At 43.7% G+C, this 16724-nt stretch carries 15 protein-coding genes and 1 pseudogene; 7 read left to right on the forward strand and 9 right to left on the reverse strand.

Translation table 11 applies throughout. The features are described from left to right. Nucleotides 1-128 precede the first annotated feature (128 nt). The 4 genes from NI468_RS13195 to NI468_RS13210 form a co-directional block, all read right to left on the reverse strand. Nucleotides 129-476 carry a hypothetical protein gene (locus NI468_RS13195; protein ID WP_005106128.1) on the reverse strand — a complete coding sequence of 116 codons (348 nt, stop codon included), beginning with the start codon at nt 474-476 and terminating at the stop codon, nt 129-131. A gap of 160 nt (nt 477-636) precedes the next feature. Next, the gene (locus NI468_RS13200; protein WP_253102235.1) at nt 637-2772 is read right to left on the reverse strand and encodes a 3-hydroxyacyl-CoA dehydrogenase NAD-binding domain-containing protein; all 2136 of its coding nucleotides are present in this window, start codon (nt 2770-2772) and stop codon (nt 637-639) included. A gap of 11 nt (nt 2773-2783) precedes the next feature. Further along, on the reverse strand, nt 2784-3989 hold the full coding sequence (locus NI468_RS13205; RefSeq protein WP_253102237.1) for an acetyl-CoA C-acetyltransferase: 1206 nt from the start codon (nt 3987-3989) through the stop codon (nt 2784-2786). 197 nt (nt 3990-4186) lie between these two features. Continuing rightward, on the reverse strand, nt 4187-5197 hold the full coding sequence (locus NI468_RS13210) for an AraC family transcriptional regulator (protein WP_005106131.1): 1011 nt from the start codon (nt 5195-5197) through the stop codon (nt 4187-4189). A 212-nt stretch (nt 5198-5409) separates the two neighbouring features. Here NI468_RS13210 and NI468_RS13215 point away from each other — a divergent pair, with 212 nt between their 5' ends. The 5 genes and pseudogenes from NI468_RS13215 to NI468_RS13235 all read left to right on the forward strand — a co-directional run. Next, nucleotides 5410-6531: a CaiB/BaiF CoA transferase family protein gene (locus NI468_RS13215; protein WP_253102239.1), complete on the forward strand. Its 1122-nt coding sequence runs from the start codon at nt 5410-5412 to the stop codon at nt 6529-6531. Between the two features lie 254 nt (nt 6532-6785). Next, nucleotides 6786-8429, forward strand: coding sequence for a nitrite/sulfite reductase (locus NI468_RS13220; protein WP_253102241.1), 1644 nt, complete (start codon nt 6786-6788; stop codon nt 8427-8429). After that, complete coding sequence (locus NI468_RS13225; RefSeq protein WP_180180527.1) at nt 8422-8907, forward strand: DUF934 domain-containing protein; 486 nt, start codon at nt 8422-8424, stop codon at nt 8905-8907. The genes NI468_RS13220 and NI468_RS13225 overlap by 8 nt, the downstream gene beginning before the upstream one ends. Nucleotides 8908-8988: 81 nt before the next feature. After that, nucleotides 8989-9453 carry a hypothetical protein gene (locus NI468_RS13230; protein WP_253102243.1) on the forward strand — a complete coding sequence of 155 codons (465 nt, stop codon included), beginning with the start codon at nt 8989-8991 and terminating at the stop codon, nt 9451-9453. After that, nucleotides 9454-9594, forward strand: a pseudogene (locus NI468_RS13235) (DUF934 domain-containing protein); the annotation flags it as partial. It lies immediately after the preceding gene. A gap of 65 nt (nt 9595-9659) precedes the next feature. On the opposite strand, the gene NI468_RS13240 reads toward NI468_RS13235, so the two are convergent. The 3 genes from NI468_RS13240 to NI468_RS13250 all read right to left on the reverse strand — a co-directional run bounded on the left by NI468_RS13240 (nt 9660) and on the right by NI468_RS13250 (nt 12076). Next, entirely contained in the window at nt 9660-10109 is a 450-nt protein-coding gene (locus NI468_RS13240; RefSeq protein WP_253102245.1) for a VOC family protein, read from the reverse strand. Between the two features lie 159 nt (nt 10110-10268). After that, on the reverse strand, nt 10269-11444 hold the full coding sequence (locus tag NI468_RS13245) for a thiolase family protein (RefSeq protein WP_253102247.1): 1176 nt from the start codon (nt 11442-11444) through the stop codon (nt 10269-10271). 110 nt (nt 11445-11554) lie between these two features. Then, the gene (locus NI468_RS13250; protein ID WP_253102249.1) at nt 11555-12076 is read right to left on the reverse strand and encodes a GspH/FimT family protein; all 522 of its coding nucleotides are present in this window, start codon (nt 12074-12076) and stop codon (nt 11555-11557) included. Between the two features lie 374 nt (nt 12077-12450). Here NI468_RS13250 and omp38 point away from each other — a divergent pair, with 374 nt between their 5' ends. Both omp38 and NI468_RS13260 read left to right on the forward strand, forming a co-directional pair. Next, nucleotides 12451-13509 carry an outer membrane protein Omp38 gene (omp38, locus tag NI468_RS13255; protein WP_253102251.1) on the forward strand — a complete coding sequence of 353 codons (1059 nt, stop codon included), beginning with the start codon at nt 12451-12453 and terminating at the stop codon, nt 13507-13509. Between the two features lie 104 nt (nt 13510-13613). Continuing rightward, nucleotides 13614-14147 (forward strand): cysteine peptidase family C39 domain-containing protein, encoded by a 534-nt coding sequence (locus tag NI468_RS13260; protein ID WP_114541047.1) that lies wholly within the window; start codon nt 13614-13616, stop codon nt 14145-14147. Nucleotides 14148-14200: 53 nt separating this feature from the next. Here NI468_RS13260 and NI468_RS13265 read toward each other — a convergent pair whose 3' ends face one another. Both NI468_RS13265 and NI468_RS13270 read right to left on the reverse strand, forming a co-directional pair. Next, nucleotides 14201-15664: an amino acid permease gene (locus NI468_RS13265; protein ID WP_253102253.1), complete on the reverse strand. Its 1464-nt coding sequence runs from the start codon at nt 15662-15664 to the stop codon at nt 14201-14203. After that, complete coding sequence (locus NI468_RS13270) at nt 15664-16698, reverse strand: methyltransferase (protein WP_253102255.1); 1035 nt, start codon at nt 16696-16698, stop codon at nt 15664-15666. Before NI468_RS13270 ends, NI468_RS13265 begins: the two co-directional genes overlap by 1 nt. Between the last annotated feature and the right edge of the window lie 26 nt (nt 16699-16724).

The following is a 16724-nucleotide window of genomic DNA, read 5'->3' on the forward strand; positions in this document are numbered from 1 at the left end:
AAGCTTTATTTTCACCCGATAAAATACCCATAAAACAAGAGGAAGCTCAAATGAGCTTCCTCTTGTGAAAAATTGTGGGACAGCAATGGGCATTGACCTCGCTTTTTTATGCATAGACTGAATCTGGATCAGTGGCCATGTGCTGCATTTGAGCTGTGCTCGGCATTATCCATATTGGCATGTTCTTCAGCTGACATATTGTGTTCAGCGGCTGTCGTACCTGGATGAGCAGTATTGGCAGCTTCACGTGCTTCACGATCTGCTTGCGCTTTGGCAATGGCTTCTGGAGACATCGTCGGTGCATTTTTAAAAGCGTGTTGCTGGGTAGTTTGTTTATTTTGCTGGCTTGGCATGTAATCCGGTTCATTACTTATCGCGAGCCAAAAAATAAGCATGAATAATCCACCTAAAATACAGAAGATGATAAGTGCTTTCCAGCCCCAAGGAGATTTTTCAGGTGAACTGTGATCAGTCATAGGTCTTACCCACGTGGATATCAAACTTATGTAACTTTATAACATAAATTGATCAAAAAGCAGATCGAAATCTGTCATCAGATGAGTCTATCCAGTGCATTAAGCAAATCCAGAAGATAAAAAAGAGGAAACACGTTCCTCTTTTATTTAAGTGCCTAAGTTATTGAATCGGCTGGGCGTGTGCTGCGCGATCTTTGAGGAGTTGTGGGGCTTTGAAGCGTTCGCCATATTTATTTTCAAGTACTTTGGCACGGGTCACGGCTTTGGCTAAACCATACTGATTCAGGAATTGTACTGCACCGCCCGTCCAGGCGGCAAAGCCAATACCAAAAATGGAACCGACATTGGCATCAACGACAGATTCCAGGACACCTTCTTCCAGACAGCGAACCGTATCCAGTGCCTGTACAAACAGGAAGCGGTCAATCATTTCCTGTTCAGAAATATCGTTGTCTTTTTTCCAGTAGCTGAGACCAGACCAGAGCTGCTTTTTGGCATCGGCCGGATAATCATAAAAACCTTGGCCGGCAGCCTTACCTTTACGGTTAAATTCGTGAATCATGCTGTGAATCACCTCATCCGCAGGTGATTTAGTGATGGTCTGACCTTGTGCTTCTAAAGCTTTATATCTTTCATTGGCCACATGTTCAGACAAGGTCAAGGACACTTCATCCTGAATCGCCAACGGACCCATCGGCATACCGGCTTTGAGTGCAGCCATTTCAATTCGCGCCGGATGTACACCTTCTGCCAGCAGGCGTAAACCTTCCTGCACAAAGGTACCAAACACGCGGCTAGTAAAGAAACCACGGCTGTCATTCACCACAATCGGTAATTTGCCAATTTGCTGCACGAAATCGAAAGCTTTGGCCAGCGTTTCTGGCGAGGTATTTTTACCTTTGATAATTTCCACTAGCTGCATTTTATCGACCGGACTGAAGAAATGCAGGCCGATAAAGTTCTGATCATTTTTTGAAGCCTGGGCTAATTCTGTGATCGGCAGGGTCGAGGTATTCGAAGCCATTACGCCGTTGCTGGCAAGATATTGTTCTGCCTCTTGTGTAACTTGAGCCTTGAGCGTGGGATTCTCAAATACGGCTTCAATGATCAGGTCGCAACCGGCTAGATCTGCATTAGATGCAGTTGTTTGAATCAGGCTTAAAACCTGATCTCGTTTCTCGGCTGATAAACGCCCTTGAGCGAATTTTTTATCCAGCAGTTTCTGGCTATAGGCTTTGCCTTTTTCAGCTGCTTCGATTGAAATATCTTTTAATACTACAGGAATGCCTTTGCTGGCAGTGGCATAGGCGATCCCAGCACCCATCATACCCGCACCTAGAATACCGACTTTAGTGGCTTTCCACCTTTCAAGACCTTGAGGGCGACTGGCGCCGGACTTGATTGCATTCAGACCATGCCAGAAGGTGCCAATCATATTTTTAGAAATTTGACCGGTCGCCAAATAAGTAAAGTAACGCGATTCAATGGTCAGGGCAGTATCGACATCGACCTGTGCACCTTCTACCGCAGCCGACATGATCGCTTCAGGTGCAGGGTAGCAGCCTTTGGTTTTATCGCGCAGCATCGCCGGAGCAATTGCCAGCATCTGTGCAACTGCTGGTGTCGAAGGGCTACCACCCGGAATTTTATAGCCTTTTACATCGAATGGCTGCTGAGATTTTGGATTGGCTTTGATCCAGGCAATGGCCTTTTCTAGCAATTCATCTGTACTGTCTGCGACCTCATGAATCAACCCTAAAGATCTGGCTTTATCGACTCCAAACTGTTTGCCTTCCATCAATAAAGGAAGGGCATTTTGCAGACCGAGCAGGCGGATGCTACGGACGATACCACCGCCACCTGGTAATAAACCCAGTGTGACTTCAGGCAGGCCAAATTTGCTTTTAGGGTCATTCAGGGCAATACGATGATGGGCACACAAGGCAATTTCCCAGCCACCACCAAGCGCCGTACCATTCAAGGCAGCAACGACAGGAATACCGCAAGTTTCGATATAGCGTAGTTTGGCTTTCATCTCTTCAATCATATTGAAGAATTCAGTTGCATGTTCAGGAGTGGCTTGAATCAGTTCATCCAGATCACCACCAGCAAAGAAAGTTTTTTTCGCTGAACGGAAAATAATCCCGGCAATATCTTCATCTGCTTGTAACTGGGCAACGACTTCATCTAGTGCCGTGCGAAAGTCGGCATTCATGGTATTGGCAGACTGGTTTGGAGAATCAAACGTTAAAATAACAATATTATCTTCATTTTTTTGATATTGAATTGCGCTCATTATTTTTCTCCTTATACCAGTTCAATAATGGTTGCGATGCCCATACCGCCACCTACGCAAAGTGTAGCCAGACCCCGCTTTATGCCTTGGCGTTCTAACTCGTCCAATAACGTCCCTAAAATCATCGCACCAGTCGCACCGAGTGGATGTCCCATGGCAATTGCACCGCCGTTGACATTCACCTTGGCAGGATCAACCTTCATTTCATTGATAAAGCGCATCACCACGGCAGCAAAGGCTTCATTGACTTCAAACAGGTCAATATCATCAATTGTTAAACCGGCTTTCGCCAAGGCCTTACGAGCAGCCGGGGCAGGGCCGGTCAGCATAATGGTCGGATCTGCACCGACCAATGCCGTCGCCAGTACTTTGGCACGTGGCTTCAGACCTTGTTCTTTTACTGCTTGTTCCGATGCGATCAAAACCACAGCCGCACCATCGACAATGCCTGAGGAATTCCCGGCATGATGCACATGATTGACAGCACCGACTTCAGGATATTTTTGCAGGGCAATTGCATCAAAGCCCATTTGCCCCATAGTGGCGAAACTTGGATTGAGTTTGCCCAAGCCTTCTGCGGTCGTTGTCGGTTTGATAAATTCATCTTTGTCCAGAATCACCACACCGGCTTTGTCTTTTACCGGGATCACGGATGCATTGAAATAACCATTGGCTTGAGCGGCAGCTGCTTTCTTTTGTGATTGTTCGGCAAACTGATCTACATCTGCACGGCTATAACCGTCAATCGTGGCAATCAAGTCCGCGCCGATGCCTTGCGGAATAAAATCACAGGCCATATTGGTTTCAGGGTCCAGCGCCCAAGGGCCGCCGTCGGAACCCATCGGCACGCGGGACATGGATTCGACGCCGCCTGCAACAACCAGATCTTCCCAGCCAGAGCGGACTTTTTGAGCGGCCAGATTGACCGCTTCCAGACCGGAAGCACAAAAACGGTTGATTTGTATACCGGCCACATCATTGTCCCAGCCGGCAGCAATAGCAGCCGTTTTGGCAATATCGGCACCCTGATCACCAATCGGGGTGACGCAACCGAGCACGATATCATCCACTTTTGAGGTATCAAATTGATGACGAGCCTGAAGTTCGTTGAGTAAGCCAGTCAGTAATGAAATGGGTTTTACTTGATGTAAAGATCCATCTTTTTTGCCTTTTCCGCGTGGCGTACGAATGGCGTCAATAATATATGCCTCGCTCATAGCATGTCCCTTTTATTGATTTGATGAAAATTATTCTAATGACTCGAGTGTAATACTTAATTTTTGAAGTGCAATGACGAGAACGGGCCAGATCATTTGAGCGATTTAGCCAATTTTAGCTATAAAAAAGCCTAAGCTTTGGCTTAGGCGGAGAGAACTGGTTTTATTATTAAATGCTCTTTTGCGGCATCACTTGATTAATGATAGCCATGCAATTGACGATACAGACCCGGGGTTACACCGGTCCATTTCTTGAAGGCGCGGTGGAAAGTACTGGTTTCACTGAAACCGACCTGTTGTGCGACATCTTCAAGGGTCAGATCCGGATTAAGTAACAGGTGAATCGCGGCATCACGGCGCAAGGCATCTTTTACACCCTGATAGCTTTTGCCTTCGGCTGCCAGACGGCGACGCAAGGTTTGCGGTGATAGATATAACATCGACGCGACATCGTTTAATGTCGGCATTTCTTCCCCAATCTGGCTCTTCAGCACATCACGAATCCGTGAAGTCAGCGAGTTGGTGTTTTTGAATTTCACTAGCAATTGTGCCGGCGCAGCTTTCAAAAACTCTTCTAAGGTTTCTTCATTCTGACGAATTGGCAGGTCCAGATAGTCCGCAGCAAAAGTAATTTCGGTACGTGGCATATCGAACTGCATCACCGGCGCAAAGAACAGGGCATCATATTCATCGGCATGGGCTGGACGTGGATAGCTAAAATGCACGCGTTCCAGTGGCAGGCGACGTTCAATGAGCCAAGACGCCAAGCCATGCCAGATCATCAACATGCTTTCAGTAATAAAATGATCCGGATCCATTGCATTTGGAATGAGTGGAACAAGACGAGCTTCGTGTTTGTCACGCTCCAGGGTCACCGACCATTCATCACCAAAGAGTTTGTAGAACTGGGAAGAAAGTTCTAGTGCATCACCGAGGGTTTTGGCATGAATGATGAGCTGGCACATGATCGCAAAAGTACCCAACCGGCGTTGCTGTTTGTCAAAGCCGACATGCTCGTCCTGGGTCACCATCCACAGCATTTTAATAAAGCGGGTATATTGTTCAGGCGAAATACGCGCTTTGGGCTGATGCAGCAGTTCTGCTTCAATCCCGACGTGAGACAATAAAGTATCGACATCCATGCCCAGACGCTTAACGCCAGATAAGGCTGCATTGACGAAATGGATACTGATCGTATCGCGACTCATGTTTAATCCTTCAGTCTCTTTAATGTTCACTAATAATTGACCTAAATGACGAAAAATAATAAAGCAATGGCAATTTACAAGAACACCTTGCCATTTTCTTACATATTAGATTGCCGAAACTATCAAGGTAAATGGCTGAACATGACATTGTTTTTGTTCATTTATGTGCCTATGATGCTGAAAAAAGCAATATAAGTAGAGCAAATACTCCAATGTCATATGCATTAAAAGGATTGAAAATCCTCGATTTTTCTACACTTTTACCCGGCCCGTTTGCGACCTTATATCTGGCTGACCTCGGCGCCGAGGTTGTGCATATTGAATCACCGACCCGACCTGACCTGTTGCGATTAATGCCACCTTTTGCCAATGGACAGGCCACTTCACAAAGTTATTTGAATCGAAACAAGCAATCGGTTGCACTGGATTTGAAAGATCCTACGAATATTGAACTGGTTAAATCCAGGATTGCAGATTATGACATTGTGATTGAGCAATTCCGTCCCGGGGTGATGCAACGTCTTGGGCTAGACTATCAAACCTTGAGCGAAATTAATCCGAAACTGATTTACTGTTCCATTACCGGTTATGGCCAAACTGGCACATATAAAGATAAAGCAGGACACGACATTAACTATCTGGCTTTGTCCGGAATTGCCGGACACAGTGGCCGGATTGAAAATGGTCCACCAGCCTTGGGAATTCAGGTCGCCGATGTTGCAGGTGGTTCCATGCATGCCGTGATTGCGATTCTGGCCGCGGTGATTGAACGCCAACAAAGTGGCAAAGGCCAGTATATTGACATTTCCATGACCGATTGTGTGGTAACGATGAGCAATCTGGCAGCTTCTGCCAGTCTGGCTGGCAATCAGCATCAATCTCCAGAATCCGGCTATCTGAATGGTGGAACTTTCTATGATTATTATGAAACTCAGGATGGACGTCATTTGTCGATTGGTAGTCTGGAACCACCATTTATGCAGGGGCTGGCACAGGCTTTAGAGCTGCCGATTCTCCTGGACAAAGGCGCTTCTTATGCCGCTGAAGATCATGCTGTGGTGAAGCAGGCGATTCAGAATAAAATCAAGACCAAGTCATTAGCTGAATGGCAAATGCTGTTTGCCGCGCTGGATGTCTGTGTCGAACCGGTGCTCAGACTTGAGGAAGCGTTACATTCTGATCTGGCTCAGCAGCGGGGATGGATAGTACAGGTGCCACTCAAATCCAGCAGTCAGCAGACCGAAGCACAATTGGCTTGTCCGATTAAATTTTCACGTTCTACGATACGCTATGAGTTTGTAGGACAGCAATTGGGAGAAAGTCAAAATTGGTAATATTCTTAACGTGTTAATTAGATTATTAATGAAATGAGAGGAAATTTTTCCTATATGAAAATAAGTAATAATAATTGAAGATTTTCATCATTATTACTTTAAATTTAATCCAGTGCTGTAAATACCGAGATCCGTGAAACTTTGTCAGGCTTATCAATAAAACCGCTATGAAATATGTATAAAAAGCATTTTATTGATAGTTTTAATCTCGTTATCCTTGCCGACGATATAATAGAAACTACTAGCTGTACGCCATGTATTTATATACTGATTTCGATCAGCAACTGATCAATGAACGTGTTGCACAGTTCCGTGACCAAACGGAACGTTATTTAGCGGGTAAATTGACGGAAGATGAATACCGTCCGCTTCGTCTGCAAAACGGCCTTTATGTACAACGTTATGCGCCGATGTTGCGTATCGCGGTGCCTTATGGTCTGATGAATTCAAAACAATTGCGTAAAATTGCAGAATTAGCCAAAGACTATGACCGTGGCTATGCGCACGTATCAACACGTCAAAATATTCAGTTTAACTGGCCTGCGCTGGAAAATGTGCCGGATATGCTGGCTGAACTGGCCACTGTGCAAATGCATGCGATTCAGACTTCAGGTAACTGTATCCGTAATACCACGACGGATCAGTATGCCGGTGTGGTTGCAGGTGAAATTGCCGATCCGCGTCCGACTTGTGAATTGATCCGTCAATGGTCAACCTTCCATCCGGAATTTGCCTTCTTGCCACGTAAGTTCAAGATTGCAGTCTCTGCGCTTGAAGAAACCGATCGTGCAGCAACTGCATTCCACGATATAGGTGTGTATATCGTGCGTAATGAAGCAGGCGAAATGGGCTATAAAATCAAAGTCGGTGGTGGTCTCGGCCGTACGCCGGTGATTGGTAGCTTTATTCGTGAATTCTTGCCACGTGAAGACCTGATTGCTTATTTGGAAGCAGTACTTCGTGTATATAACTTGCATGGTCGTCGCGACAACAAATATAAAGCGCGTATCAAGATTCTGGTAAAAGCTTTAACACCAGCAGTATTTGCCGAGAAAGTTGAAGCTGAATTTGAGCATACGATTAAAACACTGAAAATCGATGCAGACACCTTGGCGAAAATGGATGAGAACTTCACGCCATTCGATTACCAAGATTATGCAGATGAAGATTTCACTGAACTGTTTGCACAATATCCAAAATTCAAACAGTGGTTCAACATTAATACCAATGCACATAAAGTGAAAGGTTATCGCATCGTGACGATTTCACTGAAACGTGCCGGAATTGCACCGGGTGATGTCAGCACCGAAGAAATGAACCTGATTGCAGATCTTGCAGATCAGTACACTTTCGGTGAGCTGCGTACCACGCATGAGCAAAACATTTCCTTGGTCGATGTACCACAAAAAGACTTGTTCGCTGTATGGCAAACCCTTGACCAAAACAACCTGGCACGTGCGCATATCGGTTTCTTGACCGACATCATTTGCTGCCCGGGCGGTGACTTCTGTTCTTTGGCTAATGCGAAATCCATTCCGATTTCTGAAGCAATTTCACGCCGTTTTGATGACCTGGATACGATTTACAATTTAGGCAAACTGGATCTGAATATTTCAGGTTGTATGAATGCTTGTGGCCATCACCATGTGGGTAATATTGGTATTCTAGGTGTAGACAAGAAAGGCGCTGAGTTCTACCAGATCACTTTAGGCGGTAATGCCGATCATGATGCGTCAATTGGTGACATTCTTGGGCCATCATTTGCAGCCGAAGTCGTGCCGGATATCGTAGAAGAAATTTTGAATACTTATCTTGACCTGCGTCAGGATGGTGAAGAGTTTATCGATACTTATCGCCGTGTCGGCATTCAACCATTCAAGGAGCGTGCATATGCTTAATACCGCACTTCAAGTGCTCTCTAAAGATGGCACGATTGCAGACAATACCTATCAATTGATGGGTGAAGATGGTGTTTTACCACAGGGTGATGTGGTTCTGAGTGTGGATCAGTTAGACCAGATTGCCAATGTGACAGGTAAAAAAGCATTGTACTTAACCGTAGATGCTTCGCCTGAAACCAATGAGTTTCCATTGGATCAGCTAGATGCAATCTTTATTGAGTTTGCCGGTTTTAATGATGGTCGTGGTTATTCATTTGCAGCACTTCTTCGCCGTCAGGGTTTCCAAGGCGAATTGCGTGCTACTGGGGATGTATTCAAAGATGTTTTGAACTACATGAAGCGTTCAGGTTTCGACACTTTCGTGATTAAAGAAGGTAAAGATATTCAGGAAGCGGCTGCCGGTTTGAATGATTTCAAAAATCCGTACCAGGCATCAACTGCGGTTGCACAAGCGCATTATCAAACAGGTGCTTGATAATCATTAAGTAACTGAAAAAGCTGGACTTGGGTTCAGCTTTTTTTATAATTAAAATAATATGATGATAAGAATTTAAATATGAATTGGACTGAATGGTTAAAAATTTTAAAAACAGATAAATTGATCGCATTGGTAATTGTGTTGGGAAGTCTCTCAATGCTTTACTTATCAGAAATAATAAAGGTCATTGATCTTCCGAATACTTGGAGGAATATATTTTTTTGTACAAGCATTTTTTGTGGGTTGTTTTTAATTTTAAGCTTAGTTGTTTCTTTGGGTAGGTATTTAAAAAAGATCTACATTAATAGAGACCGAGATATTACATACCTTGAATATGAATGTCTTGAATTTTTCTCAAAATTACCTAATCAAGGTCATGGTATAGATGATATTTCTGGTATAGATGAAACTGAAAAAAGATACTTATTGAGTACCTTAGTTGATAAAGGCTTAATAAGTTCGTATATAGACTACTATTCTTTGACTGATAAAGGTAGAAAGAAAATTTTAGAAGAACGAAAAAAGAAAAAGTTAAGTAAATAAATTAGTCGATTCGGTTTCGACACTTTCGTGATTAAAGAAGGTAAAGATATTCAGGAAGCCGCTGCAGGTTTGAATGATTTCAAAAATCCGTACCAGGCATCAACTGCGGTTGCACAGGCACATTATCAAACAGGTGCTTAATTTAAATTAAGTTGCTGTCAAAAAGCCGGATTGATTCCGGCTTTTTTATATCTTGATAAAAACCTTTAATTTTCTTCAAGTTGACAGTTGATCATCCAGTGAATTCCAAACTGATCGCTAAAGGCAGCATAAAGTGCGCCCCAAAAGGTCTTTTCTAGCGGCATCTCAATTTGACCATTCACCGATAAAGTATCAAAGAGTCGTTGTGCTTCAGCTTGTTCGCTGGCGTCTAAGTTAATGGAAATATAGTGGTTATTACCTCGAATGAACACCGTATTGGTTTGTGCACAGAATTGATCATTCGTGTCCGATGCCATCAGTTCTGTAAACTCATTGATGGGAAGTGAGATATGCAGGATTTTATTTTTATCCGCTTCTGACAGCGTGATCCCTTCTTCAGTTGGCATTTCACCATAACGACTCAGACTTGAAAATTCGCCTCCAAAAACTGATTTATAAAAGTTAAAGGCTGCTTCAGCCTGACCTTGGAAATTGAGGTAATGATTCAGTTGCATGGGAGAACTCCCTTTTTATTTTGCTTGCTTTAATCTACGCCACTTTGCGGTATTTTGCGCGAGCAAGCTTTATCAAAATGTAAGCGAAAAAAATCCTCCAGATCAGGAGGATTTTTAACTCCCTCTCCCTATGGGCGAGGGATGGGGTGAGAGAATAGGTTAAAGTAATTCAATCGCCACAGCTGTCGCTTCACCACCACCAATACACAGGGCTGCAATCCCTTTTTTTCCACCGGTACGTTTTAGTGCATGAATCAAAGTCAGGATAATACGTGAACCGGTTGAACCCACAGGATGACCGAGTGCACATGCACCACCGTTAATGTTGACTTTTTCAGGATCCAGCTTGAACTCATCCATTGGGCACATGGTCACCATGGCAAAGGCTTCATTGATTTCCCAAAGGTCGACATCAGAAGCGGCCCATCCAGTTTTATCTAGCACTTTCTGGATTGCACCGACTGGAGCAATGGTAAATTCAGATGGATGTTGCGAATTCGATGCATAGGCAACAATTTTAGCCAAAGGATTCAACCCTTTTGCTGCTGCATTGTCAGCCGAGGTAATTACTAAAGCTGATGCACCATCTGAAATCGAGCTGGCATTAGCCGCCGTAATCGTACCGTCTTTGGCAAACGCTGGACGTAAAGTTGGAATTTTATCGATGTTGGCATTGAACGGCTGTTCATCTTTATCAACGACTACATCACCTTTACGGGTTTTAACTGTTACAGGCACGATTTCATCAGCAAAGTAGCCTTCATTGACCGCAGTTTGCGCACGCTTTAATGAGCGAATCGCAAAATCATCCATCTGCTCACGGCTATAACCTTTGGTATTTGCCATATCTTGGGCAAATGAACCCATCAAACGACCTGTTTCAGCATCTTCCAAGCCATCCAGAAACATATGGTCCTTGATTTCACCGTGACCCATACGGAAACCGCCACGTGCTTTTGGCAATACATAAGGTGCATTGGTCATGGATTCCATGCCACCGGCAACCACGATATCAGCAGAACCTGCTTTAATTATGTCAGCAGCCTGCATGACGGCTTTCATGCCTGAACCACATAATTTATTAATGGTCACAGCACCAGTAGAATCTGGAAGACCAGCTTGACGCATAGCTTGACGTGCAGGGCCTTGCTTTAAGCCTGCCGGAAGGACACAACCCATAATGACTTCTTCAATATCTGCTGGTTGCAGACCCGCACGGGCAATTGCTTCTTTAATGGTGACCGCACCCAGTTCGGGCGCAGTTGCACTTGCAAGGCTCCCCTGAAAGCCCCCCATGGCTGTACGTGCACCATTGACAATTACGATGTCAGTCATTGTTCTCTCTCCGTATGAGTTTTAATCAATTTTTCAGACTTAAGCAGTATATTGAAAAAAACTCAGGATTGAAGCGTTAATCGCAGCGAAGCATAAACTGGATAGTTCTGTTAGCAAGACGAGAGACTTTCGATCCGGATATGGCCCATTTTGCTGAGTACAATACGCTGTTGGCTAGAAAGATGGGTAGAACAATAATAGAAACTACCATTTGAACCAATCGGCAAGGCAGTGTGCGCTTGATAAGTGACACTCGGTAAACTCAAAGTTCCTCGCCAACTCAGGTTGCCGTATTTGAGGTTAAGTACATCAATATGTAAAATTTGTTCGTCTACATCCACTTGCCTATTTTTGTTTTTATCGAAAAAAACCAGCATGTTCTTGTTCCATTGATTGGCTTGGCAACTGAGAGAATCTTGGCTCGGGCAAATCACAATATTTTGATGAAACACTGCAGCCTGGCTGCGTGCATAGCGATTAATTTGAGATAATTTGATCGGAATATTTTTGGCTTCCTGTTTGGATCGATATTCATGGAAGTACGGTAGGGCGATACTGGCGACAATTGCAATTAATGCAATACAGATAATTAACTCAACAATAGTGAACGCTCTTGTTATTTTTTTATACATAGAGTTACCTGATTTATATATTATTTTTATGATAAAGATGTTATTAATTATACGTTTTTTATGCTTTATTGAGCGTGTAAATCAGTACTTACTTAAGTTTCAAGAAAGCTGTTAAAAATAATTGGCAATCACAATAGGTCATTCAGAATAAAAAATTGAGTAAAAAATTACTGAATTACAACGGAAATTGTAAGTAATTTTGTCAATAATTTACTTGATTAGATTAATCAAGCACTTGGAAAAATAAAAAAGTGTTTGTATGATGCCATGTGAATAGCTTAAGAATAATACTGGGGTAATAAAAAGCCTATCTCAGGATGGCCTATTACGGGCTTGAGCTTGAACAACAATTGTTATCTCTGGAGGATAAATCCATGAAAATGAGTCGTATTGCTTTAGCTATGCTTGTAGCTGCACCTTTTGCTGCTGCCAATGCAGGCGTAACTGTTACTCCGTTGATGTTAGGTTATACCTTCCAAGACACTCAGCACAACAATGGCGGTGACGATGGAGAGTTAACCACCTTTGGTCAAATGGAAGATGATTTATTTGTAGGTGCGGCGATTGGTGTTGAATTAACGCCATGGCTAGGTTTTGAAGCTGAATATAGCCAGGTTAAAGGCGATATGACTGATCTACCTGGTGCTGAATACAAAGGTCAGAATATTGCGGGTAACTTCTATGCAACTTCTGATGTATTCACTGGTAACTATGACAGCAAAGTGAAGCCATACATGCTTTTGGGTGCGGGTCACTACAAATATGAATTTGATGGCGCTACAGATGCTGCTATTGGTCGTGCAGGTCGTGGTCTTGAAGAAGAAGGTACTTTAGGTAACGCTGGTGTTGGTGCATTCTGGCACATCAACGATGCATTAGCGCTACGTACCGAAGCTCGTGGTACTTACCACTTTGACGAAAAATTCTGGAACTATACAGCACTTGCTGGTCTTAACGTAGTTCTAGGCGGACGTTTGAAGCCAGCTGCTCCTGTTGTAGAAGTTGCTCCAGTTGAGCCTGTAACTCCGGTTGCTCCAGCTCCACAAGAGTTGACTGAAGACCTGAACATGGAACTTCGTGTGTTCTTTGATACCAACAAATCAAATATCAAAGATCAATACAAACCAGAAATCGCAAAAGTTGCTGAGAAGTTAGTTGAATATCCAAATGCTACTGCTCGCATCGAAGGTCACACAGACAACACTGGTCCACGTGCATTAAACGAACGTTTATCTCTAGCTCGTGCTAACTCTGTTAAATCTTCACTTGTGAACGAATACAACGTAGATGCATCTCGTTTGTCTACTCAAGGTTTCGCTTGGGATCAACCGATTGCTGACAACAACACTAAAGAAGGTCGTGCTATGAACCGTCGTGTATTCGCGACGATTACTGGTAGCCGTACTGTTTTAGCTGAACAACCAGTTCAATAATTCGTTATTGAATACTGATTAAAAAAGGCGACTCTCTGGAGTCGCTTTTTTTATGTCTGCATTTTGACTACACTTAGCCTGTTAAGATGTCGTTGAGTAAAAATATGAGTGTTGAAATTCCTGAAGACTTGCAAAATCTGGAAGCCAATGGCGGAATTTTTGCAATATGGATGATTTTTCATCATTATGGCATTGATTTGAATATTTCTGACTTAACTCAGCTCTGTCAGCATGATCTTGAAATGGGAAGCTCTAGCATCGCACTTGCGGTTGCCTTAAAAACACTGGGTTTGGATGTCGATTTTTATACTGAACATGATGCAGATAAACAGCCAATTGAAGTCGATTTCTATCAGCAAGCACATCGCTTAAATATTCCTGTTATAGAACAGCCATTGTCTTATGCAGAAATTCAGGAAAATATAGAAGCCGGACGTTTTGTAATTGTGTTCTATGACACCCTAGAAGGAGTGGGGAATCATTCATTGGTTTATGCAATCGATGAGCAGGAAATAAGTTTCTTTGATAGCTTTGAGGCAATGCCGGCGCATGTGTTTGAGCAGCAACGTCGGGTAGACGGAATCTGTCAGCAAGCGATTGTGATTGATGATCGCAATTTCGTGATGCGTCATAGTTAATTCAAGAAATAAAAAAATCAGCCCGTAAGCTGATTTTTTTAATGAATAATTTTTTATTCCTGATCAAGTTTCATCGGCTGTACATCCATTTCCTGATAAGATACCAGTTTGGTTTTTTTCTTCCATTTGTAGCCGAACCAAATGGCCAGGAATAGCGGAATACTGATATAGGTCGATAACACACCCATCCATTGACCGGCCAAAACATCCTGATAGTTCTGACCCAGAACGACAATCGCACACAGAATAAATGCAAACCAAGGGGCGAAAGGAAAGAATTTAGCGCGATAAGCCAGATCTTCCAGTTTATAACCTTGAGCCAGATACCCTTTACGGAAACGGTAATGGGAAATGGCAATACCGAGCCAGACAATAAAGCCACACATCCCTGACATATTTAGCAGCCAGTTAAAGACTTCCTGTTCACCAAAGAAAGTAGTCAGGAAGCACAGAGCTGCGATTGCGGTCGTGGCATAGAGTGCATTCATTGGCACACCGCGCGGGTCCAGACGCGCAAACATTTTAGGTGCACTGCCTTTACGTGCCATATCAAACAGCATACGAGTAGACGAATACATGCCGGAGTTACCCGCAGATAGAATGGCTGTCAGGATCACTGCATTCATGATACTGGCGGCAAAGGCAAAACCGGCTTTTTCATACAATAAGGTGAATGGCGAAAGCGCAATATTATCTGTTGCAGCGGCTTGTAATAAACGTGGGTCATTATAGGCAATCAAGGTACCGATAATGAAAATACACACGATATAAAATAGAAGGATACGCCAGAAAATTTGTTTGATGGCCACCGGAATAGTTTTCTTTGGATTTTTCGATTCACCTGCCGCCACACCGACCATTTCGGTACCCTGGAAGGAGAATCCGGCAATCATCGCCACGCCAATTAATGCCTGGAAACCACCGACAAAGGGTGCATCACCAATGCTCCAGTTGGCAAATGCTTCCGCACCTGGAGTCAGCATGATCTTCACGATCATCCAGATCCCGATGATGATAAAGGCAATGATCGCGAGAACTTTAATCAGAGAAAAGAAAAATTCAGATTCGCCAAAGCCTTTTACTGTCAGGGCATTAATCCCGAAAATAATGGCAAGGAAAATGGCGCTCCAGTACATGCCCGGAATATCTGGAAACCAGAATTTCATAATGAACTGAACGGCAACCAGCTCAAAAGCCACGGTAATGGCCCAGTTGTACCAGTAGTTCCAACCTAAAGCGAAACCAAAACCACCTTCGACATATTTGGTGCCGTAAGTGAAAAATGCACCTGAGGTCGGATTGTGCGTGGCAAGTTCACCCAAGCTGGTCATCAGGAAATAAATCATGATCCCAATCAGTACATATGCAAGTAGTGCACCGCCTGGTCCAGCGTTGGCAATGGTCGCCCCTGAGGCCAGGAATAAACCTGTACCAATTGATCCGCCAATGGCGATCATATTCAGATGACGAGCACCCAGCTTACGCTGCAGCTGCATCGTGTTTTGCGTTTCGCTCATCATGATTCCTTAACATTTTTTTGAGTGCTGGCGAAGAGCACTTTAAAGCCTTGTTGATCCGCTTTTACTGTACAGCGACCAAAGTTTTGTTCAATCAGGGTCGGGTAGTTCAAGAAACGGTTGGCTACGATCCAAAGCTCACCGCCCGATTTTAAATGACGACGCGAGGTTTTACATAAGGTTTCGCTTGCCGTGTAATCAGTCTCGATTCCCATATGAAAAGGCGGATTACTGACAATGGCATGCAAGAACAAAGGTGCATCCTCAATCCCTGTAACTGCTTTGATTTCAATCTGTTCAGGAGTGAGCTGGTTTTCTTCAAAGGTCATTTGTGTAGAGGCTAGCGCAAAGGCATCGACATCCATGGCAAAAATCCGGTTTTTCGGATTCAACTTTGCCAGATATGCGCTAATCACACCTGCACCACAACCAAAGTCAGCGATTTTACCTGAAGTGATTTGTGACAAATAAGGTAATAGCGTGGCAGTTCCTACATCCAAACGGTTTTGACTAAAGACGCCTGGAAGTGCACAAATAATTAAGTCGCCATTTGGTGTCGAAACGGTATAACGCTGCGCCCAGTCTGCAAGTGCTTTTTTCTCAACCGTATGCTCTAGAACCAATTGCCAAAGCTGGCAATGACGCGCGCTGTCGAGTTTGAGTGTTTTACCAAAAGGCTGTAACTGTTTGGCTGCACGCTCTATCCCGCCTTTCTTTTCACCGACCAGGAAAACACTGCTGCCCGGTTTAAGCTGCGCTGCCACAGTGTGCAGTAAATAATTCAACAGTTCTTTAGACTTGGGTACAAAAATAACTGCCTGATCAAACTCAGCTTCAGGTATCTCTGCACCAAAATGCACATCTGCTTGTTGTGACTGGAAATATTGAAAATCATTAAAATTCCATGTCCAGACAGCCGGATTGATAGAGGCATCGAATTCAGCGAGCAGATCATCTGTTGGTGCATTAATCAGTAAGATGCGACCCGACAAAAAATCATATTGTCTTAATAAAACTTCGCTTTTAGGATCCATAGGTATCTCTCCAATATAAAGAACAC

It is taken from the genome of Acinetobacter lwoffii, assembly GCF_024129355.1.
Lineage (GTDB): Bacteria > Pseudomonadota > Gammaproteobacteria > Pseudomonadales > Moraxellaceae > Acinetobacter > Acinetobacter lwoffii_I.